We start from the raw sequence: 26,349 nt of genomic DNA, 5'->3' as shown, positions 1-26,349 counted from the left end.
AGGTTATTTTGTTCCTTCCTTCAAACCATCCAAGAACTTATCCACTTTTTTGGCAGCGTCTTTCACGCCCGCTTTCATTTTCAATCCGGCGTATGTCGCTTGCAATTTAATGATCTCCGCTTTCTCATCAGCGTTTAACTCTTCCTCGAACTTGGCGTAAATATCCGTGGATAGATCCGAGAATTTCAGATCCGCCTTCTTCCAGTCCTTATCGGTATAATCAGCGGCCTCCATTTCCACCTTATCTACAAAATCACTAAACTCCTTCACATATGAATCCTTTGATTGGCAGGCGCTCAAAGCGAACATAACCAATAACATGAATAGTACTTTCTTCATCTTTTAATTAAAAATTAATTTGTTATACAACACAAATATATGCAAAAAGGTTAAACCCTTGTATATGTCGTATAACTTTACGTAATTTGCTATCCTATTTTCTTAATCAGATTAATAAATTTATGGAGAAAAAACATCAGTACCGAGGATTAACCAAACAAGAAGTAGAAGAGAGCAGGCGCCTTCACGGCGAGAATGTACTTACCCCGCCCAAGAAAGCTTCGTTATGGAGCCAATTCTTGGAGAAATTCGAAGATCCTATTATTCGTATATTATTAGTGGCATGGCTCTTGTCCATGATAATCGCTGGCGTACATTGCTGGGGACCTGAGGCGAAAGGTTTTACGGCCTTCTTGGAGCCGATCGGCATTTTCTTCGCAATCATGCTTGCCAGTTGCGTGGGCTTTTTCTTCGAGGTGAAAGCGAACAAGGCATTCGATATCTTGAATACAGTCAATGATGATATTTTAGTGAAGGTAATCCGTGACGGGAATATCTGCCAAATACCGAAAAAAGAGGTCGTCGTAGGCGATATCGTTGTTTTGGAGACAGGTGAGGAAATTCCCGCAGATGGACATTTGCTTGAAGCCATCTCCCTACAGATCAACGAATCCACACTAACCGGTGAACCGATTATCAGCAAGACAACGAATGAGGCGGATTTCGATACGGAAGCGACTTATCCGTCCAATGTGGTCATGCGAGGAACGACGGTCGTGGACGGACATGGCGTCATGCAAGTGGAAAAAGTGGGTGATGCTACCGGATACGGCAAAGTGTACGAAGGCTCGCAAATCGAGAGCGATGTAGAGACTCCTTTACAAATACAGTTGAAAGGCTTGGCTAGCGTGATCAGTAAAGCCGGATACACGATCGCCGGAGTGACGTTCATCGCCTTGACCGTAAAATTCCTTTTATCAGATAGTTTCCCCGGGATGCCGGCGATGGACATCATCGCCCATATCCTCAACTACTTTATGGTAGCGGTTACGTTGATCGTGGTATCCGTTCCGGAAGGATTACCGATGAGTGTCACGTTAAGTTTGGCCCTCAGCATGAACCGTATGTTGAAGACGAATAATCTTGTCCGCAAAATGCACGCCTGTGAGACCATGGGAGCGACTACCGTAATTTGTACGGACAAGACCGGAACGTTGACGCAGAACCAAATGCAAGTCTACCAAACGAATTTCTACAACCTGAAAGACCAAAAGCTTGGGGAGGATGAGTTAAGTAACCTGATCAAAGAAGGTATCTCCACGAACTCCACGGCATTCCTCGATTTCTCGGAAGAAAAGGTAAAAACCCTTGGAAACCCGACGGAGGCCGCCCTTTTACTCTGGTTGAACGGACAACACCAAAATTATCTGGAATTAAGAGAGAACGCTACGATCCTAGATCAATTGACCTTCTCTACGGAACGGAAATATATGGCTACAATCGTACAATCACCGTTACTCGGCAAGAAGGTACTTTACGTGAAAGGTGCTCCCGAAATCGTACTGGCCAACAGTAACCGGGTGGCGATAGACGGAACTTACAAACCGGTGGCGGAATGTAAAGCCGGCATCGAAAAACAATTATTGGATTACCAGAACCAAGCGATGCGTACGCTTGGCTTCGCTTACCAGATAATCGAGGATGGAATGGATGAGACCTTCTTCGTTGAGGGTCGTTTACATGATACGGATTTAACGTACCTAGGTATCGTCGCTATCTCCGATCCGGTACGTGCGGATGTGCCCCCCGCTGTTCAAAGTTGCTTGGACGCAGGTATCGACGTGAAGATCGTCACCGGAGATACACCGGGTACGGCTAAAGAAATCGGACGACAGATCGGTACGTGGAAAGCGAATGATACCGACCGGAACATTATCACGGGTCCCGCATTCGAGACGCTTAGCGACCAAGAGGCCTTGGATCGTGTCTTAGACTTGAAGATCATGTGCCGTGCCCGTCCTACGGACAAACAGCGTTTGGTACAATTATTACAGCAGAAAGGCGCCGTGGTAGCGGTTACCGGCGACGGGACAAACGATGCCCCCGCCTTGAAAGCGGCACAAGTAGGCCTCTCCATGGGTGACGGTACTTCAGTTGCCAAGGAAGCCAGCGACATTACGATTATCGACAACTCGTTCAGTAGCATTACCCGTGCGGTGATGTGGGGACGTTCCTTGTACCGGAATATCCAGAAATTCTTGTTATTCCAATTGACCATCAATGTAGCCGCTTGTTTGATCGTGCTATTGGGTTCTTTATTAGGTACGGAATCTCCTTTGACTATCACGCAGATGTTATGGGTAAACTTGATCATGGATACATTCGCTGCCGGGGCGTTGGCCTCTCTCCCACCGAATGAGCGAGTGATGAAAGATAAACCTCGCCGGAGCGGTAAGGATGGAGATTTCATTATCACCCGCCCGATGGCCTATAATATTTTCGGCGTCGGATTCGCTTTTGTCGTAATCTTGATGGGCTTGTTGTTCTATTTCCATGCGCAAGACGGTTTAACGCCGCATGATTTATCGTGGTTCTTCAGCTTCTTCGTGATGCTACAGTTCTGGAATATGTTTAACGCAAAGGCATTTATGGAAGGACGTTCCGCTTTTGCCAATTTAAAGGATAGTAAAAGTTTCTTGCTGGTCGCTTTACTGATTTTGATTGGTCAATACTTGATCGTCACTTTTGGAGGCGAGATGTTCAGCGTAATACCTTTGTCCTTGAAAGATTGGGCGATCATTATCGGATCTTCCTCTCTGGTTTTATGGATCGGTGAGTTATTCAGGTTATTCAAAAGATAAATATATATTGTACAACTTGTAGAGACGGGACACGCTCCGTCTCTACAACTGAAAATAGTACACCTATATGATATATCAACCTAGCTATAAATAGCTATTTCCTTATTCCATTTCGTTTTTTAACTTCGCATCTCAAATTATTTAAATCATGGAACATCTATTAGAATTAGCGAAAAGAAACCAAGAAAGAGCTTGGGAAGTGATCCGGCAAACCGACATTATAAATATCTGGAAATCTGTCGGGGCGGAAATAAACTTAGTAGGCTCCTTAAATATGGGACTACTCATGAAACATAAGGATATCGACTTCCATATTTACACCTCTCCCTTCCGTATATCCGACAGCTTCCAAGCGATGGCCCGACTAGCGGAGAACCCGCTCATTAAACGAATCGAATACGGAAACTCGCTCGATACGGAAGAACAATGCGTAGAGTGGCACGCATGGTTCCAAAATCCGGATAACGAACTCTGGCAAATTGATATGATCCATATCGTAAAAGGTTCCCGTTATGACGGTTATTTCGAGAAAATGGCCGAACGTATAACCGCCGTACTGACTGACGAGACCCGGCAGGCCATCTTAAAACTGAAATATGAGACACCGGATACAGTGAAAATCATGGGCGTGGAATATTACCAAGCAGTCATTCAAGACGGCGTGCGTACATATGCGGAATTAGAGGACTGGAAAAAACAACATCCAGTCACAGGCGTTATCGAATGGATTCCATAAGAACATTATTGGCCAAACCGTGAAGAATCGATCTCTTTCTTATTCTTCCGGTTCATCTTGCCCAATGTATACTTTAAGGTGAGCGATACAGAACGAGTATCCGAATAGATCGTCATATCACTCTTCTGGCTGGGATAATCAATATGCGTTTTCGCACGTAAGCCCTTTAATAAGTCCTCACCTCGTAGCATTACGCTTAATTTTTTCGGTATCGGGTTCCAGACAAGCCCTGCCGATACATTATAAATACCATCCACATCATAGATACCTTGTATCGAAGGCGCACTATAGCGAGCATTCACTTCCAGCGATAAGTTCTTCTTCTTTGATAAAGTAAACGTATTGAACAACATCAACTGCCCGAACAACTTTTTCCGATCAAACGGAATGTCGATAAATATTCCCTCATCTTGAATCAACAAGCCTGATGCCACGAACCGTGAGCTAACCGCCCCACCGATCCGAAACGGGATAACTGCCATCGCCCCGAAAGTATTATGCTTATCGAAATTAACCGATTGGTAATAGGCTCTCAACGCTTTCGTATCTTGATAATACAATTGGCGAATATAATTCACATGATGATTGGCGAATAGTCCAAAAACATATTTCTTTTTCAAGATATAATTAGCCCTAGCCATATAAATACGTTCCGGTTCCAAATAAGGATTTCCCCGTACCTGACTATACACATTCAAATAAGAAACATTCGAGCTCATGGCCCAATACGCCGGATACTTCTTATCGCTGGAGAAATTGACTTGAAGCATATTCGATGGATCGATCGTATAACTCAAGTTCAATTGTGGATAGAGATTTACCCCAGACCATAAAGTCCATTTCCGGCCCACCGAATCAATCACCGCCTTATTATACTCCGCCGAAAGAGAAGCGCTCAACACCAGTTTCTTGCCAAAACGCTTAGAGAAACCGGCATACAATCCCGCCGTATACTCTTTTTCTTTTTGGGCAAACGTAGCTGACAGATCCTCCTGTTTATCTTGGTAGGTAAAGGAGCTATTATCCGTAAAGGATAACTGCACATTCGTGCCCGCGTTAATTTTCCATCCTTTTCCAAATACCCGTTCGAAGTTAACGAATACATTCGCCAAATGGATATTTTGCCGGGAGGTAGCCTCCACCTCTTGTTTCGTATCGGGATAATCCGAGATCATATATTGATCCCTGCGATCCTTATAATAGGTATAATCCACCCCTGCGTTCAAGTTCTTGGAATGTGCATAATTCAACCGTACATTTTGAAGATTCTTCGGGCCCGATAACTTATTATTACTTTCCGCATTCTCAATACCCACAAATAGAGTGTTCGAATATCGTTTGGAATTAGAATCCGTTATCTTGGCATAATAAGAAATATCCACCTCACGCCCCTTATCCATAAACCAACTGGCACTTGCCCCAATCGTATGGTTCATGGAACGACCTACCGCCATATTTTCTTGCAGGATCTCATAAGGACGATCCTTCACGATGGGATAGGCGTTCATATCCTCGGTTGAACGGGAATGGTTATAATTAGCGGAATAAGATAGATCCAGACTATATTTCTTTTTGGAGTAGGATAAATTCACTAATCCGGTTGGCGAGAAGTAGAAAGCTTGCTTTCCGGTCAAAGAGATATCGGCACTTAAATCCTCATTCACTTTCTTCTCCATAATGATATTTATACTACCTCCTTTTACGCCATATTTTGGAGGAGAGCTATACAAAAGCTCTATACTCTTTACTTTGCTGGCCGAGGTAGATTTCAGAAGCTCTACAATCTGGGACAATGACATTGAGCTTCTACGTCCGTTAATAATAATGTTCGTAGTAGGGACGCCGATGATACTAACGTTGTCCCCTTCTTTCACCAATCCGGGAATCTCTCCTAAAATATCAAATGCAGTATTCACCGGTTTGGCCCTGATCAAGTTAGGCACGTCGAAAGATAAGGCATCGTCCGTAACCGTAACCAAAGGACGCTCGGAAGTAACGTAGACATCCGGCAATTTTACCGTAATACTATCTTTCACCAAGATAACAGAATCCTTAGTCTGTGCATTTACAGCGACAAGAACATTCAGAAGCAACAAGAAAGGAACAATGGCAGTCTTCATAATATCAAGATTATGTTTATAATCCGCCAAATTAAAAAGAAAAAAGGAGATAAGCAACGAGACTATCGAATATTTACGAATAAATCGTATGCATGTTTAAAATAAAGCAATTACACCACACCCACTTATACTATCTAACCCCTTGGCGGAATTAAGTAACCGTGCCAAATCTTATAAAGATAAAAATCAGATCAAACCAAATAAAATATTCTCCGAGTACTATATAAAACCTCCCACAACTCGATATCTTCTTTAATTCGTCGCCGCTGAATGTTCGTTCGGCGGCGACGAATATAGAAGATAGGCTTATCCATCAAGGCATTATTCATTCTACCTTATCCAAGGTAAAAGTAAAGATTAAAGTAGAACCTCCGGGGATACCTCGATCATCTCTATATCCATAACCTAGCGAAGCCGGGATAATAGCCTCCACAGTCTCATCCAGATGGATATTCAATAAGATACCACTTAAGCCCGGGATAATATTGTTCATAGGAAAATTAGATTCCTCCAACTTGTTTTGAAAGACCTGTCCATCTATAAACTTCCCTTCCAGACCTAGCAAATAGACCACGGAAGTCATCGTGGGTGTCGTTGTCCACTCATTTTCTTTCTGAATGATCCGATATAAGGCAGTATCACCTCCTATAACAACTTGCTTATATTTCAATTCACCGTTCTCGTCTTTCTCCGCTTTCTTCTCCCAGATGTATTCCTTGTTTTTGTTGATAAAAGCCAATTGCTCTTCCGAGAATTGAAGCTCATCATCCCCACAAGAAGTAAATCCCATCATCATGATCACTAAAAGTGACCATACATACATTGAAAGTGCTTTCATTCCGATTTCTATATAAAATTAAATTATGATTATTCTTGATTTCCGAGGCGCGAATATACAAATCCATTTTGTTATATCAACTAACTTTCCGTTCTTTGCATAAATATAGTAGTAACCAACTAATACAACATGAAACTAAATAAATTAATAGCGATCGCCACGATCAGCCTTCTGTCGGGAGGTATAAGCATGGCACAAAAAGCGTTGAATCTTGAAGATATCGTTGCCGGTAACGTCATACAAACGAAAGGCATCGGAAGCATGACTTGGCTAAAAGACGGTGAACGTTATAGCCGCTTGGAAAATAATAAGCAAACCGGAGGCACGGATATCGTCGCCTATCAAGCGAAAGATAACTCCCGTGAAGTCATTATCCCCTCATCCCTATTGACGGACAAATCTACCGGAAAGCCTATTCCCGTACGTAGCATCTCTTGGAGTGCGGATAATGAGAAAGTCTTGATTTATAACAATACCCAACGGGTATGGCGTTATGATACCCGGGGTGACTATTGGGTATTAAACCTAAAGGACGGCGCTTTACGTCAATTGGGAAAAGGAATGCCGGAATCCTCCATGATGTTCGCTAAATTCTCTCCGGATGGCACACGTGTAGCCTACGTTTCCAACAATAATATATATGTAGAAGATATAGACTCCGGGAAAATCACGCAGCTAACAAAAGACGGAAGCGATACGATTGTCAACGGAACCTTCGATTGGGTATATGAGGAGGAGTTCAGTTGCCGGGATGGTTTCCACTGGAGCCCGGACGGAAAGCATATCGCCTATTGGCAAAGCGATACGAAAGGAACGGGAGTGTTCGACATTATTAATAATGTAGACTCCATCTACGCAAAGGTAATCCATTTCCCATACCCCAAGGCAGGAACCACCAATTCAGCCGTAAAAGTAGGCTACGTTTCCTCTACCGGCGGGAACACCACTTGGATCGCCATACCCGGAGATCCCCGGAACAACTACCTGCCCCGTATGGAATTCATCCCCGAAAGCGACGAGTTGTTCATACAGCAACTAAACCGCCCGCAGAATACAAATAAGGTATGGATCGCCAAGATATCCGATAACTCGCTGAATAATATCTTCACCGATACGGATGCCGCATGGCTGGACACGAATGATAACATACAATGGTTAAAGGACAACCGCTATTTCACATGGGAAAGCGAGCGTAGTGGCTGGCGGCATTTATACCGGATAAGCCGTGACGGAAAAGAGATACAACCCATCACCAAAGGTGATTTTGATTATATCTCGCCGGTCGGGACCGATCTACAAAAGGGCTGGGTCTATTTCATAGCCTCCCCGGACAATTTCACCCAACGCTACTTGTACCGGGCTAAAGCATTCGGCAATGGAGAAGTGGAGCGTGTAAGCCCCATGGAACAATCCGGACAGCACCGCTACAATATGTCACCCACCGGCAAATGGGCCGTACATACGTATAGCAACGCCTCTACCCCATCCGTTATCGACATGGTTTCTTTCCCGAAACATCAATCCGTACGCATGCTTGAGGATAATGCCCAAGCCAAGGACCAATACGCCGCCTTAGGATTAAACCCGAAAGAATTTATCAAGGTCAAGTCCGGCAATCTAACCTTGGACGCATGGATGATAAAACCTGTCGATTTCGACGCATCCAAGAAATACCCGGTTATCATAGAGGTATACGGCGAGCCGGCGAGCGCCACCGTACAAGATGTATGGGGTAACGGAGATTTATGGCAACAATATATGGCGAACCAAGGCTATATCGTGGTGAGTATAGAGAACCGGGGCGCAAATACTCCTCGTGGGCGTGAATGGCGTAAATGTATTTACGGGGAAGTGGGCACTTTCTCCTCCGAGGATCAAAGCAGGGGTATTTTAGATATGGCCCGTCAATATCCGTTTATCGATGCCAGCCGGATCGGCATTACCGGATGGAGCGGCGGCGGCAGTCAAACCTTGAACTGCATGTTCCGTTATCCGAAAGTATTCCATACCGGTATAGCGATCGCTTTTGTCGCTGACCAGCGCCTATACGACACGATCTACCAAGAACGTTACATGAATACTCCGCAGAACAATCCGGAAGGCTACCGCAAAGGTTCCCCGATTACCTATGCCGAGGGACTGGAAGGCAATCTGCTGCTTATTCATGGTACGGGAGATGATAACGTGCATTACCAAAATTGCGAGATGCTGGTGAACAAGTTGATCAAGAACGGAAAGATGTTTACGCAAATCAGTTACCCGATGCGTAGCCATAGCATCAACGAAAGGGAAGGAACGACTCTTCACCTACGTAAGACAATGGCTAAATACTGGCTGGAGCATCTTCCGGCCGGTGGTAAATAGTTAATCCACGATTCAATGAAACAATTTTTATTGCGATTAGTGATCTTGGCAGGAATCAGTTTCCTGCCAACGGTATCCAACGCCCAATTAAGGGAAAAGGCCGAAGAACTATTGTCTACGACATTAGGCAATGATCCGGAGGAACCAGTTACCCCAACCGATACGCTTTCGCTCGATGAGCAGCATCGGCAGGATTCCATCAAGATGCAGGAGCTAGCCCTCCAGTTGCAAGAGATGAAACTAAACGAGATCTTACTGAAAGACGAGCTGGAAAGCACGAAAAACAGCAACGCTACCGCCGACTCCCTAAAAAGGGCCGAGCAACGAAACCGTATCGATTCCCTTCGGGCACTGACTCCCGGCGTACCTGTAGTCGTGGAGGGGGATACCTTATTTCACCTTTACGCCAAGCGCGGAGGCCGCACCCCGGTTGACCGGGCTGAGGACATTCTCAATATCATGGTAAAGATCGGGACCTCGCATTCCTTGAAGAAGGATTCCATCTATATCTATGACAGCGAATACGTAACGGATATCATGTACGGAGATAAGGTTATCCTAAGTATCACCGATCAAGATGCCCTATGGCAAAATCTCAGTCGTATAGCCCTCGCAGAACAATATCAACCGATTATCCAAAACAAGATACAAGAGCTAATGGAGCAACATAGTATCTTGCAGATAGCGAAACGGGTATTATTGTTCATCCTCGTAATTATCATCCAATATTTCCTGTTTAAGCTGACCAACTATCTGTTTAAGAAACTACGCAGGAAAATTATCTGGTTAAAGCAGAACCGACTCAGATCTATTACCATTCGGGATTATGAATTTCTCAACACACATCGCCAAGGACGCGTATTGATGTTTTTCACCAACGTAATACGATGGATCGTGTTACTAATCCAATTAACCATCAGTGTACCGATCCTTTTCGCTATCTTCCCGCAAACAGAAGATCTAGCCTTGAAGATATTCTCCTACTTGTTGGAGCCGGTAAAGATGATCTTTAAATCGGTAGCTTCCTATATTCCGAACTTGTTTATCATCTTGGTGATCTATTACTGTATCAAATACATCGTAAAAGGAATCCAATACATAGCCAACGAGATAGAGAGCGAGAACCTGAAAATATCAGGTTTTTACCCGGATTGGGCGCAACCGACGTTTAATATCATCCGTTTCCTGCTATACGCCTTTATGATCGCCATGATCTATCCTTATCTGCCGGGATCGGACTCGGGGGTATTTCAAGGCATATCCGTATTTGTCGGTTTGATCATATCGTTGGGTTCCAGTACGGTGATCGGAAATATCATCGCAGGGCTGGTCATTACTTATATGAGGCCCTTTAAATTGGGTGACCGTATCCAACTAAACGAGACGACTGGCAACGTTATCGAGAAGACTCCGTTTGTCACCCGTTTACGTACCCCTAAGAATGAGGTAGTGACCATCCCGAACTCCTTTATCATGTCCTCCCATACAACAAATTATAGCGTATCCGCACGGCAATACGGATTAATCATCCACAGCACGGTTACGATCGGCTACGACGTACCTTGGCGGCAAGTTCATCAATTATTGATCAATGCCGCCCGCCAGACCACCGGGGTATTGCCAGAGCCGAAGCCTTTCGTATTGGAGACCGAACTAAGCGATTACTATCCCTGTTATCAAATCAACGCTTATATAAAGGACGCCGATAAACTCGGGGATATCTATTCCGACCTGCATCAAAACATACAGGACGTATTCAATGAGGCAGGCGTAGAGATCATGTCACCGCACTATTTCGCCGGACGAGACGGAAGCGCTTCCACGATCCCGGCCTCTCCCTATCTGGATGACAGGGTAGAGCCTTCAAAGAAATAAATATTTCACGGTAAATAGTTAAAAATGATCCCTCACGAAACAAATCGTGGGGGATTTTATGTTATATGTCCAAACGTCACTAATAAAATAAATAATGGTAATGAAAAAGTATTTTATCGCAGTAGCGGCTATGGCATTTTTGGCCGCATGTAGCGGGAAACAAGCCCAAAAGGATGTACCCGTAGAAGTAGAGGAAGAAGAATTCGCCATAATGTCGGCGGCTCCGGACGCTCCGTCTCTGCCACTGATCCATTCTGTTAAGGCGACTCAACCGGCAAAACCCGTGAATATGAGAGATTCCTTGAAGGCTGATCCTAAAAAGGGACCGGTTATCCAAAAAAAGTATAAGGGAACCCTGACTTCTCCGGATAGCGTGAATGTAGATTATGACTTAACCTTGTATTATCAACAAGATAACGCAGACGAGGAAGGCGTATTCGAGTTGGATGCTCTTTATACCGTACCGGAAGCAGTAGCCTCAAGCACCGGAGCGGCGAAGAAAGCTCCTCAGAAAGCCATTACAACCGGTAAACAAAAAGTAAAACACGGAGCTCCCGATGACGCTAGCGCAGTAATCTACGAGTTGATTCCTAGTGATGGCGAACCCGTCATTTATTTCCTAGTAGAAGGGGATAACTTGACCTTGATGAACGATGCGTTGCAAAAAGCGGCGGCAGATCTTAACTACACACTAAAACTTGTTCAATAATATAGGCAGCACATCTTTGTATATATAGATCACCCCGATAGTCTTACCGGATCGCCGGAAGCTATCGGGGTTTAGTTTTTATTTAAACCCTCCTTGGCGGATCGGTTATTTGATACCTAACTTGGCTTTGATCGCTTTAGGCAGGGCATCTTTATGAACCACGATATTCATGGTCTTATAACGGACAAATGCTTTGGAAGCATACCAAATACCGTTATACTTGTTGTTGGTTCCCCACGAGTTCTTCACCATATAATACTCGTTACCTTCTTGATCTTTGGCGATACCGTAGATCTGCATACCATGGTCGTCGGTCGTCTCATAATTATCATAAGCCAACTGGCGCTCTGCTTGCGTACACCATTTCTGAGGTTGCGGTTTTGTGTTCAGCTTCTTTTCCTCCGGTTTCAATTTCAACCAATGAGCCATATCGGAACCGCTCAACTCCTGTACCTTCTCATCATCAGGCATAACGGCCACTCCGTCACGAGTAAAACCAGATTCGCTCACGTCGGAACCCCAAGCGATCGTATACCCCGTATTAATCGCGTTATCAAAGACCTCCATAAACTCATCCAGCGGCAAGTTATACGACATACCGTGACGCCAGTTATCCTGAATCTCTAGCGGGAACTGGGTATAGAACGGATGATGCGTATAAGAAGTCAATGATACATAATCCGAAGCCTTCAAACCTGTAGACTCGAAGAAAGATTTCGGTGTATATTCCTTCCCTTTATACGTGAATTTCTCAGGAGGAACTCCCAAGTAGATCTGATGTACCGCAGCGACCGCCTTCTTCCATAACATGGCGTTATTCTCATCAGACTGCAATTTGCGTAACTTTCCCTTGGCGATAGCGGCCACCATAGCATCCGTCAAGGCGGAAAGCTCGGTATGGTTACTCAACGTATCGGCATACATCACGCCCGGGCGCATCTCCTCTTCCGGAACCAAGCCGAATGTTTCCATTCCATAAAGCGCATCATAGAAAGATCCACCTTGCGAGAACGAAACATCCCCATGCGTACGCACAGCAGCGTCGGCACGATCCAGATAGGTGTTATATACCGTAAACATCTCGGATAAGTCATACTCGCCCTTTCCCATACGAAGCAACTCCGACTCCAAGAAAGAGTACGAGGAGTAGCACCAGCACGTACCCGCACGATTTTGGTTCTTAACAGATGTAATGGGGTTCTCTTTCACGGTCGTGAACACGAATCCCTCCTCACTCTCCTTCTTCTCCGTGTCTTGCGCTTGGATCGTAGCGGACATAGTCAGAGCGAATAGCATGCTTGAAACTAGAATTGTCTTTTTCATGTAATTTTATATATTTATATTAGTATTAAGTCCGTATCGACCGCAAATGTAAGTTTTTTATCCGTAGCTAACTCTACAAAGTCGTACGTATTTGAGATATTTTATCTAAGTTTGCCTCCTCAGGAAACATAATATATAACTAATTATCTGCAAAATGAGAATATCTATTATCGGTTCGGGTAATATCGGTGGAGCGATCGCCCGAGGTTTAGCGAAAGGAACCATGTTCAAAGCCTCTGATATCACTTGTACCGCCCAATCGGATGAGACCTTGGAGAAGATGAGAAAGATCGATCCGGACTTTATCTTGACCCATGATAACGTGGAAGCGGCACGAAACGCTGATATCATTATAATCGCCGTTAAACCTTGGCGTGTAGAAATGATTATAGATGAGATTAAGTCGGTGCTCGACTTCGAGAAACAAATCATCGTATCCGTAGCGGCTGGCGTGACTTTCGACCTGTTAAATACTTATTTGACCAAGAACACGGACTTCGATTGTCTGGCTACTCCCACGATCTTCCGGATCATGCCCAACACGGCTATCGAGGTGATGAGCAGCATGACTTTCGTTTCCGCCCGCAACGCCTCCAAGGAGCAAACGGATCTAATCATCCATATCTTCAACGAGCTTGGCAACGCCATGTTGGTAGAAGAACGGTTGATGGGCGCAGGAACAGCATTGGCTTCCAGCGGCATCGCTTTCGCCTTGCGTTATATCCGTGCGGCGATAGAAGGCGGCGTGGAATTGGGTTTCTATCCGAAACAAGCGCAAGAGATCGTGGTGCATACCGTGAAAGGCGCCGTTGATTTATTGCTCGAGAACAAAAGTAACCCGGAGATGGAAATCGATAAGGTAACGACTCCGGGCGGAATCACGATCAAGGGTCTAAATGAGATGGAACTTTCCGGTTTTACCTCTTCCGTGATCCGGGGACTGAAGGCCAGTAAATAAAAATAGGCAGACAAAGTAGTTTGCCAGCACCAATACGCCCCGAAATATGCTGACAAACTACTTTACCTGCCCTCGGCGGGTTTATGTTCTTTCCGCCTAGCCATTTCCATCTCCAACATCCGGAGTTCCCGGCTGGTCTGCCCCGCGACAGAAGTATTCTCTTCCGCACGCCGGATCAAATACGGCAGTACATCCCTTACCGAGGCGTACGGTACGTATTTGGTTACGTTATATCCCGCATGGGCTAAATTGAAGGAAATATTATCGCTCATTCCCAATAGCTGCGCAAAGAAAACACGGGAGTCATCGCGGGCGATCCCCTTCTCGTCCATCAATTTCGCCAACTTATAATTACTCTCCTCATTATGCGTTCCCATAAACATCTCAAAACGATCTAAATGATCCATGGTGAAACGAACCGCCGCATCATAATTCTCGTCCGTGGCCTGCTTATCCTTACAAATCGGATCGGGATAATCCAACGCCGCCGCACGGGCACGCTCCGCTTCCATATAAGCCCCGCGCACGAATTTCACGCCCGCAATATAACCTTTCGCCACGGCGTCATCGTAGATACGACGCAGATAAGGCATCCGGTCATGACGATACATTTGCAAGGTGGCGAATACGATCGCACGTTTCTTGTTGAACTTACGCATCGCCTCATCGGTCAACGCATCAATGGCATCTTGGAAACAATAATCCTCCGCATCCACTAAAATACGTACGTCGTTATCGTAAGCCCGTTGGCAAAGCGCCATAAAACGCTCGCGGAACTCGCGGAAATGCCGGACATCGTCTATCGTAAGCTCTTCCCGTTTCTCGGAAGCTTTGGCCAGTAACTCATCGGTCGTGATCGTGGATGGTTTGAATACGGCATAGGCCAGATTCGTATTTCCTTTCGCAAAATCTATCGAGCGCAAGGTTTCCTCGAAAGTCGCTTGTATGCCCTCCGGGGTCTGCTCGCTCTCCGCCGAATAATCGAGCGTCGATTTCACGTTGTATTTCATCAAGTGGTTGATGGCAGCGGAGCAGTCCTGCAAGGTCTCCCCCCCTACGAACTGTTTATATAAGGTAGGCTTCACCGCCCAAGCCAGCGGGAAATGTATTTTCAAGGCTATACTCGTGGCTACTTTAGCGCATTTTACCAACCAAGGATATTTTATCGTATTAAAAAGCCAATAAGCATTTTGTAGTTCTCCCCGCGACTTCGACGAGAAAGCGATCTCGGTATTATTAAAGTCTAACATATCGTATATAGATAAAGGTAACGTCATGGCGTAGAGACGGGGCGTGCCCCGTCTCCCCCCATAATCAGTTGGTTTTCTTAATTATGACAATTATTTCTCACCTAAGAACGGATACCCGTAGCTCGTCGGAGGAACCAAGCATTCCTTGATACAACGAGGATTCGTCCAGCGAATCAAGTTCAACGAGCCACCGGCCTTGTCATTCGTTCCGGACGCACGGGAACCGCCGAACGGTTGCTGGGCGATCACGGCGCCGGTCGGTTTATCATTGATATAGAAATTACCGGCCGAATAGCGCAAGGTATTGAATGCCTTATCAATCGCATAGCGATCACGGGCGAAAATAGAACCCGTCAATCCGTACGGAGAAGTACGATCACAAAGTTCCAAAGTCTCCTCATATTTAGCGTCGTCATATACGTAGATCGTAATCACCGGCCCGAAGATTTCCTCTACCATGCTCTTGAACATCGGGTCCGTGGTCTGGATAACCGTTGGCTCCACGAAATAACCAACCGATTTGTCCCCGTTACCACCAAAAAGAACCTCTGCGTCCGGAGACTGTTTTGCGTAATCGATATAACTCATGATGTTATCGAACGAAGCCTCATCGATCACGGCATTGACAAAGTTCGTGAAATCCTGCACGTCACCCATCTTGATCTCTTTCAGCATATCGCCCACATAATCTTTCACCTCTTTCCAGAGAGAAGCCGGGATATAGGCCCGAGAACCCGCTGAGCACTTCTGCCCTTGATACTCGAACGCACCGCGTACGATAGCGGTAGCCACATCCAACGCCGGAGCGGAAGGATGAGCGAAGATAAAGTTCTTGCCACCTGTCTCGCCTACGATTTTTGGATAAGATTTATAATGCCCCAAGTTCTCTCCGATCTGACGCCACAAAGTATTGAACGTAGAGGTAGAGCCCGTAAAATGGAACCCCGCCAAATCACGGCTGCCCGTAATCACCTTACCGATCACGCTACCCTGTCCCGGGATGAAATTCACTACGCCATCGGGCAAGCCGGCCTCTTGGAAAACCTTCATCAAGAAATAGTTCGAATGGATCGCCGTAGTAGACGGTTTCCATACCGCCACGTTACCCATCATAGCCGGAGCCATATTCAAGTTGGAAGCGATCGACGTAAAGTTAAACGGCGTGAGCGAGAACACGAAACCTTCCAAGGCTCGGTATTCCATACGATTCAATATACCCGTCTCGGAATAGGGTTGATCGGCATATACTTGACTAGCGTAGAAGGTACTGAAACGCAAGAAATCGATCAATTCGCAGGGAGCGTCGATCTCCGCTTGGAACGGATTCTTGCTCTGTCCCAACATAACCGAAGCGTTCAGGATATAACGATATTTCGTAGCCAACAACTCAGCTACACGAAGCATAATAGACGCACGTTCCACCCATGGAAGTTCTGACCATTCCTTATGCGCTTTCATGGCGGCGTCGATAGCCATTTGTACTTCTTTCTCGCCCGCCTTATGATAAGTAGCCAATACATGATGATGATCATGAGGCATAACGACCTTACCGGTATTACCCGTACGGATCTCTTTTCCGCCAATTACCAGAGGAATATCCCATTCCTCGGAACTTATCTGCGCTAACGCTTTCTTTAAGGATGCTTTTTCACTTGATCCGGGAGCATACGCTTTTACCGGCTCATTAATGGGTTTAGGAAATCTAAAAATAGCATTATCCATAATACTTCAGATTTTTTAAATGGTTATTCAATGAAACTTTCTGCTGTAAACGTAGCAAATTTATTTTAAAACAGTGGCGTATAAACGTTAATATATATCAACCAAAGATAAGCTCATTCCACGGTCTATACAATGATCTAAAAGGCCTCTCCCGAAAACAATCCGCGAAAGTTGTTTGTTACATTAACATATTAATCATCTTAAAGGAATAAAATTATGGCAATTAAAAGAGTTTGGATTGAGGAGGATTGCATCGCTTGCGGTACATGCGAGGGCATTTGCCCGGAAGTATTCACAGTTACAGATCGCTCACGTGTAAACGAAGGAGTTAATTTCGATGATTTCGAGGCGGGTATTAAAGAGGCTGCCGAAAGCTGTCCGGTCGAGGTTATCAAATACGAATAGACAAAAACACATTAACCCTTACTTTTCCTTCCTAGATAAAATCTCAGAATCATTGCGCAATCTATAATAACACGTTACCTTTGCCAGAGGTAAGGTTAATAACATTAACCTCTTACGGGAATAGAAAGAATCGAAATAAGAAATAAGAAATAAGAAGTAAAATGAGAAAATTAGTGTTACTGAGTTTTGTTATTGTCGCCTCTTTGCAATTTTGCGGGGCGCAATCATTGGATAAGATGCAATGGTTCAACGAGCCGGAGCAATGGGAGATTAAAGACAAGTCGCTTTCCATGCAGGTCACTCCCCAAAGTGACTATTGGAGGATTTCCCATTACGGGTTTACGGTAGATGACGCTCCTTTTTATTATGCTACTTATGGGGGTGAATTCGAAGTGAAAGTCAAGATAACCGGCGATTACAAGCAGCGTTTTGACCAAGCCGGCCTGATGCTTCGTATCAATCATGAAAATTATATAAAAGCCGGTATAGAGTTCGTGGATGGTAAATACAACCTAAGCGCGGTCGTTACGCATAAGACCTCCGACTGGAGCGTTATCACCTTAGACAAAGCGATCCCTTATGTATGGATAAAAGCAGTCCGGAGATTGGACGCCGTGGAGATCTTCTACTCATTCGATGATAAGGAATACACCCTTATGCGTAACGCTTGGCTACAAGACAATATCCCCGTACAAGTCGGGTTTATGGCCGCTTGTCCCGACGGGAAAGGATTTAATGTGACATTCGAGCATTTCAAGGTAAAACACCTCCCGGATCAGCGCCGGTTAGAATGGCTAAAGAAAAATGCTGAATAAGTATTAGATGCTTATTTTTCAGACGCAGATGACACGGATTTACTATTCTTATCCGTATTATCTGCGTCATTTGTATTAAAAACAAGCCATACCTGTTAATTAGAAAAGAAAACAAGGGCTTTCACCTTCTTTTTGCTTTTTATTCCTATCTTTGGAGCGACATAATACAATAACTTCAGCAAAATGAACGAACAGATACAACAAATCGCGGAGCGTCTGGCCGGATTACGGGACGCACTGGAGATTACGCCGGAAGAAATGGCAAAGGTCTGCAACCTCACGACTGAGCAATATTTGCTGCTGGAAAGCGGCACGGTTGATATTTCCGTTAGCGTATTGCACCAGATCTCACAGGCTTATGGCGTAGAATTAACCACGTTGATGTTTGGCGACGAGCCTAAAATGAGTACGTACTTTATTACTCGTAACGGAAAAGGTGTTGCCGTAGAGCGTACGAAAGCCTATAAGTACCAATCATTGGCCGCCGGTTTCGTCGGACGTAAAGCGGACCCCTTCTTGGTAACCGTACATCCCAAACCAGAGGATGAGCCGATGTATCTCAATTCCCATCCGGGGCAAGAATACAATATGGTATTAAAAGGACGTCTGTTACTACAGATCAACAATAAAGATCTTATCTTAGAAGAAGGTGATAGTATTTATTTTAACTCAGAGCTTCCTCACGGTATGAAAGCGCTGGATGGGGAAAAGGTCAGTTTCTTGGCCGTCATTTTATAAACGATCAACAGCATGTTAGAAAGATTTATAGATAAAACGACGTTTGAGTCGCAAGAAGATTTTATTAAAAACTTCAAGATCAAGGTTCCGGAGAACTTCAACTTCGGATATGATGTGGTAGACGCTTGGGCGGAGGAAGAACCTGATAAGAAAGCGTTATGTTGGACAAACGATCATGGAGAGCATATTGATTTTACGTTTGCCGACTTGAAACGGTATACGGACCAGACGGCTTCTTATTTCCAATCCTTGGGGATCGGACATGGCGATATGGTGATGCTGATACTCAAACGCCGTTATGAGTTCTGGTTTTCTATCATCGCATTGCATAAATTAGGGGCTGTCGTGATACCGGCTACACACTTACTGACCAAGAAAGATATCGTTTATCGTGCGAATGCCGCCGATATCAAGATGATCGTTTGCGCCGGAGAGGAAGTGATAACGAAACATATCATAGAGGCTTTGCCGGACTCACCGACCGTAAAAAGAGTCGTATCCGTAGGGCCGGAAATACCGGAAGGTTTCGAGGATTTCCAACAGGGTATCCAAAACGCCGCTCCTTTCGTCCGCCCCTCTCACCCAAATAGCAATGACGATATCTCTTTGATGTATTTCACCTCCGGTACGACTGGAAACCCGAAAATGGTTGCCCACGACTTTACGTATCCGCTGGGGCATATCGTGACCGGTAGTTTCTGGCACAACTTGCATAAAGACAGCCTTCATCTGACGATAGCGGATACGGGCTGGGGCAAGGCGGTTTGGGGTAAGCTATATGGGCAATGGATCGCCGGAGCGACCATATTTGTTTACGACCACGAGAAATTCACGCCTGCTGATATGTTGCAGATGATACAGGATTACCGGATCACCTCGCTTTGCGCTCCTCCTACGATCTTCCGTTTCTTAATTCGTGAGGATATGACTAAATACGATTTATCATCTTTACAATATTGTACGATCGCCGGCGAGGCCTTGAACCCCGCCGTGTTCGACACGTTCTATAAGTTGACCGGCATTAAATTGATGGAAGGCTTCGGCCAGACAGAGACTACGCTAACAGTCGCCACTTTCCCGTGGATGGAGCCGAAACCGGGCTCTATGGGTGTTCCCAACCCGCAGTACGATGTCGATTTATTGCGTCCGGACGGAAGCCGTGCGGAGGATGGCGAGCAAGGACAGATCGTGATCCACACAACAAATGGCAAGCCTATCGGGTTATTCAAGGAATATTACCGAGACGCGGAACGTACCCGGGAAGCTTGGCACGATGGCCTGTATTACACGGGAGACGTGGCTTGGCGTGACGAGGATGGTTACTTATGGTTCGTTGGCCGCGCAGACGACGTGATCAAGAGTTCCGGCTATCGTATCGGGCCGTTCGAGGTGGAAAGTGCCTTGATGACTCACCCGGCGGTAGTGGAATGTGCTATCACCGGTGTCCCCGACGAGATCCGCGGACAGGTAGTAAAGGCCACGATCGTATTGGCGAAGGATTATAAGGATAAAGCGGATGATGCCTTGATCAAAGAATTGCAAAATCACGTGAAACGTGTCACCGCTCCTTACAAATATCCCCGTGTTGTCGAATTCGTGGACGAACTGCCGAAAACAATCAGCGGAAAGATCCGACGGGTAGAGATCCGGGATAAAGATAATAAATAATAAATCATAACTTTCTTGAAAAGGATCGCTGTAAAAATAGGAAGTAATGTCCTGACCCGCAAGGATGGGACGCTAGATATCACCCGCATGTCCGCGTTGGTTGACCAAGTAGCGGACTTGCATCGGCAAGGTATGGAGATCGTCTTGATCTCCTCCGGTGCCGTGGCTTCCGGACGAAGCGAGATAAAGGCCGGCAAAAAGCTGGATCCCGTATCAGCCCGGCAACTGTATTCGGCGGTAGGACAGGCCAAGTTGATCAACCGGTATTACGAGTTATTCCGGGAGCATGGCATGACTTGCGGGCAAGTGCTTACTACAAAAGAGAATTTCGGGAGTCGTACGCATTACCTAAACCAGAAGCATTGCATGGAGGTAATGCTTGAAAACAAGGTGATCCCCATCGTGAATGAGAATGATACGATATCCGTAACCGAGCTGATGTTCACGGATAATGATGAGTTATCCGGCTTGATCGCTACGATGATGGGAATGGATGCCTTGGTGATTCTTAGTAATATAGACGGGATTTACAATGGAAATCCGTCGGACCCGGATAGTTCCGTGATCCGGGAAATCGAATGTGGGAAAACAGATTTGTCGGAATATGTACAGACTAGCAAATCATCCTTTGGACGGGGAGGTATGTTGACGAAATGTCATATCGCCCAAAAAGTGGCAGACGAAGGTATTGCGGTTATCATCGCCAACGGCAAAAAGGATAATATCCTTCCGATGTTATTGGCGGTGGATAGCGACACGGTCTGCACCCGTTTCATTCCGGCCTCGAAACCCGTCAGCAGCGTAAAGAAATGGATCGCCCACTCCGAGGGTTTCGCCAAAGGGGAAATACATATCAATAAAGGAGCCGAGGAGGCATTGACCGCCCCGAAAGCGACTAGCGTATTATTGGTTGGAGTAACCCGCATCGAGGGTGATTTCGAAAAAGATGATATCGTAAAGATAATGAATGAGGAAGGCGTGCAAATCGGCGTAGGCTGTACCGCCTATGACAGCGAGGAAGCACGTAAGCAAATAGGGCAACGGGATTTAAAACCGCTTATACATTATGATTATCTATATTTGGATTAAAAAGTATGAATGTAAAAGATATGCTGCGACAGGCATCGGATGCGGCTAAACAATTGATAACGCTATCGGATCAAACGATTATCGGGATCTTAAAGGAGACAGCGCAGGTTCTACGGACTCATACGGAGGAGGTACTCGCCGCGAATCGCCAAGATCTGGAACGTATGGACCCAGCGAACCCGAAATACGACCGGCTGAAATTGACAGAGGAAAGGCTACAAGGTATCGCCGCCGATATGGAGAATGTATCGACATTACCTTCTCCATTAAATAAGGTCTTGAGCGAGACTACCCGCCCGAACGGAATGGTTATCCGAAAAGTAACCGTGCCTTTCGGGGTGATCGGTGTGATCTATGAGGCTCGTCCGAATGTTACCTTCGATGTTTTTTCCTTATGTTTCCGAAGCGGTAATGTTTGCGTGCTAAAGGGTGGATCGGATGCGGACTTCTCTAACCGAGCCTTGGTACGCATCATCCATTCTGTATTAGAGCGTCAGGGTATAAATCCGGCGGTATGCACTTTACTACCTCCGGATCGAGAGGCTACGGCGGAATTACTGGGAGCGGTCGGCTTGGTTGACTTAATCATTCCTCGTGGAAGCAGTTCCTTGATTCACTTCGTCCGGGAACACGCGAAAGTTCCGGTGATCGAGACTGGCGCTGGTATCTGTCATACCTATTTTGATCGCTCCGGAGATAAAGGCAAGGGACGTGAGATCGTAAATAACGCAAAGACACGGAGGGTCAGCGTATGTAATGCCTTGGATTGCTTAATCATCCACCGAGAACGTCTATCTGATCTTCCGTATATCTGTGGAAAGCTTCCGGACAGCAACGTAATCATTTATGCGGACGAACCGGCTTATGCCGCTCTATCCGAACATTATCCGGAGACGCTTTTACAACAGGCTAACGAAAACAGTTTCGGTACCGAGTTCCTCGATTACAAAATGAGTATCCGTACCGTATCCTCTTTAGACGAGGCTCTATCACATATCGCCCGGTACAGTTCAAAACATAGCGAAAGCATAATCAGCGAAGATCCGGAAACTATCCGGCGCTTCCAGCAATTGGTAGATGCCGCTTGCGTATACGCAAATGTATCTACCGCCTTTACTGATGGGGCCCAATTCGGATTCGGGGCGGAGATCGGAATCAGTACCCAAAAGCTACATGCCCGGGGACCGATGGCGCTTCCTGAATTAACGACTTATAAATACATCATAGAAGGAGACGGGCAGACGAGAATATAGGAACTCGCCTGTCTCTTTCTTCTAGAACAACACTTAAATCTAAACGAATAATGTCAACAGTAATAGATTCAAATATTTTCAATACTTTAGTTTCAAATACATTCTATTCCTGTCCTTTAGGAGGGGCTATCTATGATACGGAAGGAAATCTGATAGACTTGAATAAGGCGATGTTCGCTCATTTTTCCTTGGCGGATAAGCATGACTTTATTATAGAACATCTATTTAATAACATCGTACTAACCGATTCCTTGAAGTCATCTTTAAGAAAAGGTGACGCAATTATATGCGAAGAGCCCGTCACGTTTAAAGTAGAACCCATCTATACCGATGAACAGGGGCTTAGCGGGTATACGCTTTGGCTTACGCAGCAGGGAGAAAAAGAAACTGACAGGGAAAATAAACTATTGATGGGACAATTGAACGAGAGCCGGATATTGATGCGACAAGCGTTGGAAGACGGTAAATTAGCCGCTTACTCATTCAGCTTCGACCGTTTCTCCACTTGCGACAAAAAGCATTGTAACCGCTGTTTTCAATTCTACGGCACGACCAATACTCTATTAGATAAAAACAGGTTTATATGCAGGGCTTTATCATCCGTACGTAAGCCCGAGGATAGTTTGGATTTCTTCTATCTGTTCAATAAAATCCGGGACGAGAAATTATCGTCTCACAACGTCACCTTCCACCTGAGGAATCAAGACGGGACTTATAAGATGTATGAAATATCGGGTAAAAGCATGGATATTGATGAAAGCGGCACCCCACATGTCATTATAGGTAGCATTATCGAAAAGGAAAACGACGAGCTAGCTATCGCAGATCATCAGAAATCCAAGGATCTTTCCCTATTGAAATCTACGTTTCTGGCAAATATGACGCACGAGATCCGGACTCCGCTAAATGCCATCGTCGGCTTCTCCGATATGTTAGGACTGGAAGATGATCCGGAAATGCGTGAACAGTATATTTCCATGATTAAAGAAAATAACACGGCTTTGCTCGAATTAATCAATGACACGCTCGAGATGTCCAGAATCGAGTCCAATACGATCAATTGGTCATATGAGGATGTAAATCCGCTCGCTATCATGCACGATGTATACGAATACGCCTCTCCCCGCATATCCGAAAACGTACGGTTAATCTTGGATGATTCTCCAAACGTATCTCTTCACACGGATAAACATAAGCTTATGCTTATCTTGAAAAAACTACTTTCTAACGCCCTCCGATATACGGAGAAAGGAGAAATTCATTTCGGATACCAATCGTTGTATCCGGTCAGCGTGCAATTTTACGTGTCCGATACAGGCAACGGCATCCCGAAGGACAAACTAGGGCACATCTTCGAGCGATTCCTGCAATTGAACGAATTTGAACCGGGTACCGGATTGGGACTTTCAATCTGTAAAGGTCTGGTCACCGCCATGGGAGGTACCATTTGGGTGAACTCGGAGGAAGGGAAAGGTTCTACCTTCAGTTTCAAACTACCCATAACACCTCCGGATACGATCTCTTAAACAATTCCTTGGTCTTTCTAAAGGATAATTGACAAGTAGTCATTATCTTTGCCTTTAACAAAATATTATTGTAACAGATATGAGACATTTCACTTGCGTAAAGGATTTAGGTGACTTGAAACAAGCGCTTAATGAAGCTTTCGAGATCAAGAAAGATCGTTTCCAGTTTAATGAACTGGGAAAAAACAAGACGTTGTTGATGATATTTTTCAACTCAAGCCTACGTACCCGCTTAAGCACCCAAAAGGCTGCCATGAACTTAGGTATGAACACGATCGTTTTGGACGTTAACCAAGGTGCATGGAAGCTGGAAACAGAGCGAGGTGTTATCATGGATGGTGATAAACCGGAGCATTTGCTGGAAGCTGTTCCTGTAATGGGCTGTTACTGCGATGTGATCGGGGTCCGTTCTTTCGCACGCTTTGAGAATAAAGAAGATGATTATAACGAAAAGATATTGAGTCAGTTCATAGAGCATTCCGGCCGGCCGGTATTTAGCATGGAAGCGGCGACACGCCATCCGTTGCAAAGTTTCGCCGACTTGATCACGATAGAGGAATATAAGAAAACAGCTCGTCCGAAGGTAGTCATGACTTGGGCTCCTCATCCGAAATCATTGCCGCAAGCCGTTCCAAACAGCTTTGCCGAATGGATGAACGCTACAGATTATGAGTTTGTTATCACTCATCCGGAAGGTTATGAGCTTGATCCTAGATTCGTAGGCAACGCTAAAGTGGAATACGATCAGAAGAAAGCTTTTGAAGGAGCGGATTTCATTTACGCAAAGAACTGGTCCGCTTATAAAGATCCGAATTACGGACAAGTAATCAGCACTGATCGTAGCTGGACCGTAGACGCAGAGAAAATGGCGCTTACGAATAACGCTTATTTCATGCATTGCTTGCCGGTTCGCCGCAATATGATCGTTTCCGATGATGTGATAGAGAGCCCGCAAAGTATCGTAATCCCCGAGGCGGCAAACCGTGAGATCTCCGCACAAACCGTATTGAAAAAAATATTGATGGGATTATCTAATCTTTAGGATAGAGAGATAGGGTATTCTTTACGATGGGCATTCTTAGGTGTTTATAACAGGCATTCTTAACACCTTAGAATGCCCATTGTAAGCATCTAAGAATAGGCATCAAGGTTTTTCAATGTAAACGAGCCATCCCAACAATAAAAGAGTACTCCCCTACTCTTGTAGAAAAGTACTCTTTCTATGGCTGAAAACAAATCTATTAAGCCTCTCCTGTCGGACCTGCGAAGTCCTCAAAATTAGCTGTTTTGTTATTATTATTTCCTGCTTGAAGTTGCTCCCCAAATTTCTTGATATTGTCTTGCAAAGCGAATAACAAACGTTGAGCGTTATCCGGAGTTAAGATTACGCGGCTTTTTACTTGTGCCTTAGGAGCTCCCGGAACCACCCGGATGAAATCTAGGATAAATTCAGAGCTTGAATGAGATATAATAGCCAAATTGGCGTAAGTTCCTTGTGCCATCTCTTCAGATAACTCGATCTGAATCTCGTTATTGGCAGGTTTGTTGTTTTCCATACTTTCTTCTTTTAAATTTATGGTGATTAAAAATTGCGAAGACAAATATACATATTTATTCCGGGTTACAAAGGGGTTGAAGACTATAAATGCAAAAACGACTACCTTCTCAGGCAGTCGTTTTCTAGTTGTGTTTTTAATTCTCAATTCTTTAGACCAATGTAAAAATACCTTTTGTGTTTGATATAATTGGTTTTGGCGTTTTAGTTAAGGTTTGTCTTGTCTAAGTGCTAATCTCTTTCACTTGAACTTTACAAAAGTAAG

At 45.1% G+C, this 26,349-nt stretch carries 21 protein-coding genes; 14 read left to right on the top strand and 7 right to left on the bottom strand.

Going from position 1 to position 26,349, the window contains the following annotated elements; all coding sequences use genetic code 11:
- Positions 1 to 3 precede the first annotated feature (3 nt).
- A complete protein-coding gene (locus DWX33_RS07655; RefSeq protein ID WP_005867274.1) occupies positions 4 to 339 on the bottom strand; it encodes a DUF6565 domain-containing protein in 336 nt (111 codons plus the stop codon).
- Between the two features lie 122 nt (positions 340 to 461).
- Here DWX33_RS07655 and DWX33_RS07650 point away from each other — a divergent pair, with 122 nt between their 5' ends.
- Positions 462 to 3,140 (top strand): calcium-translocating P-type ATPase, PMCA-type, encoded by a 2,679-nt coding sequence (locus DWX33_RS07650; protein WP_005867270.1) that lies wholly within the window; start codon positions 462 to 464, stop codon positions 3,138 to 3,140.
- Positions 3,141 to 3,288: 148 nt separating this feature from the next.
- Positions 3,289 to 3,876 (top strand): phosphoglycerate mutase family protein, encoded by a 588-nt coding sequence (locus DWX33_RS07645; RefSeq protein WP_122380135.1) that lies wholly within the window; start codon positions 3,289 to 3,291, stop codon positions 3,874 to 3,876.
- A 5-nt stretch (positions 3,877 to 3,881) separates the two neighbouring features.
- Here the strand turns inward: DWX33_RS07645 and DWX33_RS07640 are convergent, their stop codons facing one another.
- Both DWX33_RS07640 and DWX33_RS07635 read right to left on the bottom strand, forming a co-directional pair.
- Positions 3,882 to 5,996: an outer membrane beta-barrel family protein gene (locus tag DWX33_RS07640; protein WP_122380156.1), complete on the bottom strand. Its 2,115-nt coding sequence runs from the start codon at positions 5,994 to 5,996 to the stop codon at positions 3,882 to 3,884.
- Between the two features lie 325 nt (positions 5,997 to 6,321).
- Complete coding sequence (locus DWX33_RS07635) at positions 6,322 to 6,834, bottom strand: FKBP-type peptidyl-prolyl cis-trans isomerase (protein ID WP_122380134.1); 513 nt, start codon at positions 6,832 to 6,834, stop codon at positions 6,322 to 6,324.
- Positions 6,835 to 6,963: 129 nt separating this feature from the next.
- On the opposite strand from DWX33_RS07635, the gene DWX33_RS07630 reads away from it, so the two are divergent.
- From DWX33_RS07630 to DWX33_RS07620, 3 genes are all read left to right on the top strand, one after another.
- On the top strand, positions 6,964 to 9,198 hold the full coding sequence (locus tag DWX33_RS07630) for a S9 family peptidase (RefSeq protein ID WP_122380133.1): 2,235 nt from the start codon (positions 6,964 to 6,966) through the stop codon (positions 9,196 to 9,198).
- 15 nt (positions 9,199 to 9,213) lie between these two features.
- A complete protein-coding gene (locus DWX33_RS07625; RefSeq protein WP_122380132.1) occupies positions 9,214 to 11,073 on the top strand; it encodes a mechanosensitive ion channel family protein in 1,860 nt (619 codons plus the stop codon).
- 100 nt (positions 11,074 to 11,173) lie between these two features.
- Positions 11,174 to 11,782: a hypothetical protein gene (locus DWX33_RS07620; RefSeq protein ID WP_057328206.1), complete on the top strand. Its 609-nt coding sequence runs from the start codon at positions 11,174 to 11,176 to the stop codon at positions 11,780 to 11,782.
- 105 nt (positions 11,783 to 11,887) lie between these two features.
- Here the strand turns inward: DWX33_RS07620 and DWX33_RS07615 are convergent, their stop codons facing one another.
- Complete coding sequence (locus tag DWX33_RS07615) at positions 11,888 to 13,105, bottom strand: aminopeptidase C (RefSeq protein WP_036618522.1); 1,218 nt, start codon at positions 13,103 to 13,105, stop codon at positions 11,888 to 11,890.
- A 154-nt stretch (positions 13,106 to 13,259) separates the two neighbouring features.
- Between DWX33_RS07615 and proC the strand changes: the two genes are divergently transcribed.
- Positions 13,260 to 14,063 (top strand): pyrroline-5-carboxylate reductase, encoded by an 804-nt coding sequence (gene proC, locus DWX33_RS07610; RefSeq protein WP_005854240.1) that lies wholly within the window; start codon positions 13,260 to 13,262, stop codon positions 14,061 to 14,063.
- Between the two features lie 62 nt (positions 14,064 to 14,125).
- Here proC and DWX33_RS07605 read toward each other — a convergent pair whose 3' ends face one another.
- Positions 14,126 to 15,313, bottom strand: a complete 1,188-nt coding sequence (locus DWX33_RS07605) for a proline dehydrogenase family protein (RefSeq protein WP_048927531.1) — start codon at positions 15,311 to 15,313, stop codon at positions 14,126 to 14,128.
- Between the two features lie 90 nt (positions 15,314 to 15,403).
- Positions 15,404 to 17,035 carry an L-glutamate gamma-semialdehyde dehydrogenase gene (gene pruA, locus DWX33_RS07600; protein WP_122380131.1) on the bottom strand — a complete coding sequence of 544 codons (1,632 nt, stop codon included), beginning with the start codon at positions 17,033 to 17,035 and terminating at the stop codon, positions 15,404 to 15,406.
- A 216-nt stretch (positions 17,036 to 17,251) separates the two neighbouring features.
- On the opposite strand from pruA, the gene DWX33_RS07595 reads away from it, so the two are divergent.
- From DWX33_RS07595 to DWX33_RS07560, 8 genes are all read left to right on the top strand, one after another.
- Positions 17,252 to 17,440, top strand: a complete 189-nt coding sequence (locus DWX33_RS07595) for a ferredoxin (protein ID WP_005854237.1) — start codon at positions 17,252 to 17,254, stop codon at positions 17,438 to 17,440.
- Between the two features lie 161 nt (positions 17,441 to 17,601).
- Positions 17,602 to 18,255, top strand: coding sequence for a DUF1349 domain-containing protein (locus tag DWX33_RS07590; RefSeq protein ID WP_005854236.1), 654 nt, complete (start codon positions 17,602 to 17,604; stop codon positions 18,253 to 18,255).
- Positions 18,256 to 18,438: 183 nt separating this feature from the next.
- Entirely contained in the window at positions 18,439 to 18,993 is a 555-nt protein-coding gene (locus DWX33_RS07585; protein WP_005854235.1) for a helix-turn-helix domain-containing protein, read from the top strand.
- A 12-nt stretch (positions 18,994 to 19,005) separates the two neighbouring features.
- Positions 19,006 to 20,661 carry an AMP-binding protein gene (locus tag DWX33_RS07580; RefSeq protein WP_122380130.1) on the top strand — a complete coding sequence of 552 codons (1,656 nt, stop codon included), beginning with the start codon at positions 19,006 to 19,008 and terminating at the stop codon, positions 20,659 to 20,661.
- A gap of 15 nt (positions 20,662 to 20,676) precedes the next feature.
- Entirely contained in the window at positions 20,677 to 21,750 is a 1,074-nt protein-coding gene (proB, locus tag DWX33_RS07575; protein WP_005854230.1) for a glutamate 5-kinase, read from the top strand.
- Positions 21,751 to 21,755: 5 nt separating this feature from the next.
- Positions 21,756 to 23,003, top strand: a complete 1,248-nt coding sequence (locus DWX33_RS07570) for a glutamate-5-semialdehyde dehydrogenase (protein WP_005867252.1) — start codon at positions 21,756 to 21,758, stop codon at positions 23,001 to 23,003.
- A gap of 50 nt (positions 23,004 to 23,053) precedes the next feature.
- The gene (locus DWX33_RS07565) at positions 23,054 to 24,529 is read left to right on the top strand and encodes a HAMP domain-containing sensor histidine kinase (protein ID WP_005854227.1); all 1,476 of its coding nucleotides are present in this window, start codon (positions 23,054 to 23,056) and stop codon (positions 24,527 to 24,529) included.
- A 79-nt stretch (positions 24,530 to 24,608) separates the two neighbouring features.
- Positions 24,609 to 25,571 (top strand): N-acetylornithine carbamoyltransferase, encoded by a 963-nt coding sequence (locus DWX33_RS07560; RefSeq protein ID WP_122380129.1) that lies wholly within the window; start codon positions 24,609 to 24,611, stop codon positions 25,569 to 25,571.
- A gap of 199 nt (positions 25,572 to 25,770) precedes the next feature.
- Here DWX33_RS07560 and DWX33_RS07555 read toward each other — a convergent pair whose 3' ends face one another.
- A complete protein-coding gene (locus DWX33_RS07555; RefSeq protein ID WP_005854225.1) occupies positions 25,771 to 26,085 on the bottom strand; it encodes a DUF3467 domain-containing protein in 315 nt (104 codons plus the stop codon).
- Between the last annotated feature and the right edge of the window lie 264 nt (positions 26,086 to 26,349).

This window comes from Parabacteroides sp. AF19-14 (assembly GCF_003635485.1).
Classification (GTDB): Bacteria; Bacteroidota; Bacteroidia; order Bacteroidales; family Tannerellaceae; genus Parabacteroides; species Parabacteroides distasonis.
The sequence above is the reverse complement of the archived record's forward strand: the minus strand, read 5'-3'. Positions and strand labels throughout refer to the sequence as shown.

What these genes read in the sequence shown, in the direction of transcription:
- DWX33_RS07570 (WP_005867252.1), top strand. Translation starts at nt 21,756, where the DNA reads ATGAATGTAAAAGATATGCTGCGACAGGCATCGGATGCGGCTAAACAA.
- DWX33_RS07560 (WP_122380129.1), top strand. Translation starts at nt 24,609, where the DNA reads ATGAGACATTTCACTTGCGTAAAGGATTTAGGTGACTTGAAACAAGCG.
- DWX33_RS07625 (WP_122380132.1), top strand. Translation starts at nt 9,214, where the DNA reads ATGAAACAATTTTTATTGCGATTAGTGATCTTGGCAGGAATCAGTTTC.
- pruA (WP_122380131.1), bottom strand. Translation starts at nt 17,035, where the DNA reads ATGGATAATGCTATTTTTAGATTTCCTAAACCCATTAATGAGCCGGTA.
- proC (WP_005854240.1), top strand. Translation starts at nt 13,260, where the DNA reads ATGAGAATATCTATTATCGGTTCGGGTAATATCGGTGGAGCGATCGCC.
- DWX33_RS07595 (WP_005854237.1), top strand. Translation starts at nt 17,252, where the DNA reads ATGGCAATTAAAAGAGTTTGGATTGAGGAGGATTGCATCGCTTGCGGT.
- DWX33_RS07585 (WP_005854235.1), top strand. Translation starts at nt 18,439, where the DNA reads ATGAACGAACAGATACAACAAATCGCGGAGCGTCTGGCCGGATTACGG.
- DWX33_RS07630 (WP_122380133.1), top strand. Translation starts at nt 6,964, where the DNA reads ATGAAACTAAATAAATTAATAGCGATCGCCACGATCAGCCTTCTGTCG.
- DWX33_RS07650 (WP_005867270.1), top strand. Translation starts at nt 462, where the DNA reads ATGGAGAAAAAACATCAGTACCGAGGATTAACCAAACAAGAAGTAGAA.
- DWX33_RS07565 (WP_005854227.1), top strand. Translation starts at nt 23,054, where the DNA reads ATGTCAACAGTAATAGATTCAAATATTTTCAATACTTTAGTTTCAAAT.
- DWX33_RS07580 (WP_122380130.1), top strand. Translation starts at nt 19,006, where the DNA reads ATGTTAGAAAGATTTATAGATAAAACGACGTTTGAGTCGCAAGAAGAT.
- DWX33_RS07645 (WP_122380135.1), top strand. Translation starts at nt 3,289, where the DNA reads ATGGAACATCTATTAGAATTAGCGAAAAGAAACCAAGAAAGAGCTTGG.
- DWX33_RS07555 (WP_005854225.1), bottom strand. Translation starts at nt 26,085, where the DNA reads ATGGAAAACAACAAACCTGCCAATAACGAGATTCAGATCGAGTTATCT.
- DWX33_RS07620 (WP_057328206.1), top strand. Translation starts at nt 11,174, where the DNA reads ATGAAAAAGTATTTTATCGCAGTAGCGGCTATGGCATTTTTGGCCGCA.
- DWX33_RS07590 (WP_005854236.1), top strand. Translation starts at nt 17,602, where the DNA reads ATGAGAAAATTAGTGTTACTGAGTTTTGTTATTGTCGCCTCTTTGCAA.
- DWX33_RS07635 (WP_122380134.1), bottom strand. Translation starts at nt 6,834, where the DNA reads ATGAAAGCACTTTCAATGTATGTATGGTCACTTTTAGTGATCATGATG.
- DWX33_RS07655 (WP_005867274.1), bottom strand. Translation starts at nt 339, where the DNA reads ATGAAGAAAGTACTATTCATGTTATTGGTTATGTTCGCTTTGAGCGCC.
- DWX33_RS07605 (WP_048927531.1), bottom strand. Translation starts at nt 15,313, where the DNA reads ATGTTAGACTTTAATAATACCGAGATCGCTTTCTCGTCGAAGTCGCGG.
- DWX33_RS07615 (WP_036618522.1), bottom strand. Translation starts at nt 13,105, where the DNA reads ATGAAAAAGACAATTCTAGTTTCAAGCATGCTATTCGCTCTGACTATG.
- DWX33_RS07640 (WP_122380156.1), bottom strand. Translation starts at nt 5,996, where the DNA reads ATGAAGACTGCCATTGTTCCTTTCTTGTTGCTTCTGAATGTTCTTGTC.